The sequence below is a fragment of the bacterium genome (assembly GCA_021372515.1).
GTDB lineage: Bacteria > Gemmatimonadota > Glassbacteria > GWA2-58-10 > GWA2-58-10 > JAJFUG01.
The window spans coordinates 1-1,881 of sequence record JAJFUG010000182.1 but is presented as its reverse complement, the minus strand read 5'-3'; the positions used below and the strand labels follow the sequence as shown (position 1 = coordinate 1,881).

The 1,881-nt window shown below is 65.3% G+C and carries 2 protein-coding genes; both read left to right on the top strand.

Translation table 11 applies throughout. The features are described from left to right. The coding region (locus LLH00_16985; GenBank protein ID MCE5272975.1) for a hypothetical protein at window positions 1-267 on the top strand (267 nt) is incomplete at its 5' end. Window positions 268-533: 266 nt separating this feature from the next. Beyond that, entirely contained in the window at window positions 534-1,778 is a 1,245-nt protein-coding gene (locus tag LLH00_16980; protein MCE5272974.1) for a VCBS repeat-containing protein, read from the top strand. Window positions 1,779-1,881 lie beyond the last annotated feature (103 nt).

The following is a 1,881-nucleotide window of genomic DNA, read 5'->3' as shown; positions in this document are numbered from 1 at the left end:
TTTGCATTGAATGTCATGGTCGAACACAGTGTTCGTATCGGAATGATTCGATCCTGGGTCAAAGCCAAGCCCCGCGCGGCTGACAGGCCGCCGCTGTTGCCTTTGGGGGGCCGCACCTGCCTGAGCCTCCCGCCAGGGCAGCGTGTTATCGAGCGTAAAACGGCCAGGGCTCAAATTGCCGTACTGTCCGGCTGCGATTCGCGGCAGCGCCGCCGCTGCAACGCGGGAGCGGAATCGATGCTTTGCGAACACTATAGTCAGAAATAGTGTCGCGGTTGGGACGAGGCAAGCGGCCCCCGCTGGCTTAGCTGCTTTGGCCGAAACCAAAGCAGATATAGTCTTTCGGCTTCTCACTGCAAGTTCCTAACCGGACATTGCTGCGATAAAATGGATTTATTCTCCACCGGTACTTGTCGTGGGCTTTCCGCGGCTGTATAATGTTCGCTGGCGTGAACCAATTGCCGGGCCGGGATGGAAGCCCGGATGCGAAAAGGAGCTTGGCTCTGGTTCTCAACAGTAACCAGGAGGCTGTCGTGAGGTGCATCCTGCTGTTCAGTGCTCTGCTGTTAGGCTGCTCCGCCCCGGTGCAAAAAGACAGTGGCGGGGCCCCGCTCCCCGACTGGACCGTGATCTCCACCGTGGACAGCGCCCTGGCGCCTCCGGGTGAGTCCACCGAGCAGACCGCCTCCCTGGTGGCCGACCTGGACGGCGACGGGGTGAACGATTTCGTGATCGGCTGCCGTCACGCACCGCCCAGCCTGATCTGGTACCGCCGCAACGCCACGGGCTGGGAGCGTTACGTGCTCGACCCGGAGGTGCTGGCTGTCGAGGCCGGGGGTGCAAGCTGGGACATCGACGGGGACGGCGACCTGGACGTGGTGATGGGTGGCGATTACGACTCTAACAGAATCTGGTGGTGGGAGAACCCCGCCCCGGCGTTTGACCCGAATGTCCCCTGGGTGCGGCGCGAGATCAAGTCCGACGGCCCCACCAAGCACCACGACCAGATGTTCGGCGATTTCAACGGGGACGGACGCGTGGAGCTGGCGTTCTGGAACCAGAACGGCCGCCGTCTCTGCCTGGCCGAGATTCCCCCCGACCCGCGCAATTCAGGCCCCTGGCCGCTGCACGTGATCTACACCTGGGAGTCGGTGCCGGTGCCAAATGTCTACACCGAGGTGCCGACCTGGCTGATCCCCAACGAGCATGAGGGCCTGGCCGCGGCGGATATGGACGGGGACGGGGTGAGTGACATCGTGGGCGGCGGGCGCTGGTTCGGCCATGTGAAGGACTGGGAGTTCGAGTGCCACGTGATCGACAGCGGCCAGTATTTCAGCCGGGCCGCGGCCGGGCAACTGGTGGAGGGCGGCGCGCCCGAGGCCGTGTTCGCCATCGGGGACGGCTCGGGGATGGCCCGCTGGTACGAGTACGACGGCAAGCAGTGGGTCGGCCACGACCTCCTGCCCCAGCCGGTGCACAACGCCCACAGCCTGCGCCTGCTGGACCTGGACGGCGACGGTCACCTGGACCTGTTCCTGGCCGAGATGCGTCTGGACGGGGCCAACCCCGCGGCCAAAATGTACGCTTTCCTGGGCGATGGGGCCGGGCGTTTCCGGGTCCGCGTGCTGGCCGAGGGCTACGGCAACCACGAGAGCCGCGCCGCCGACCTGGACGGCGACGGGGATATCGATATCCTGGACAAGCCCTACAACTGGGAGACTCCGCGCCTGGACATCCACCTCAACAACGGGAAGGGTTTCGCGCCCAAAGCGGACTGAGTTTGCGCCGGGCCGCTCAGGGCAGCGGGCTCAGACCCTCCCAGCGCACGTTCCAGCTCCCATCCGTGGGGAACCCGGCGGTCGTGCCGCTGTCCTGCGGCGC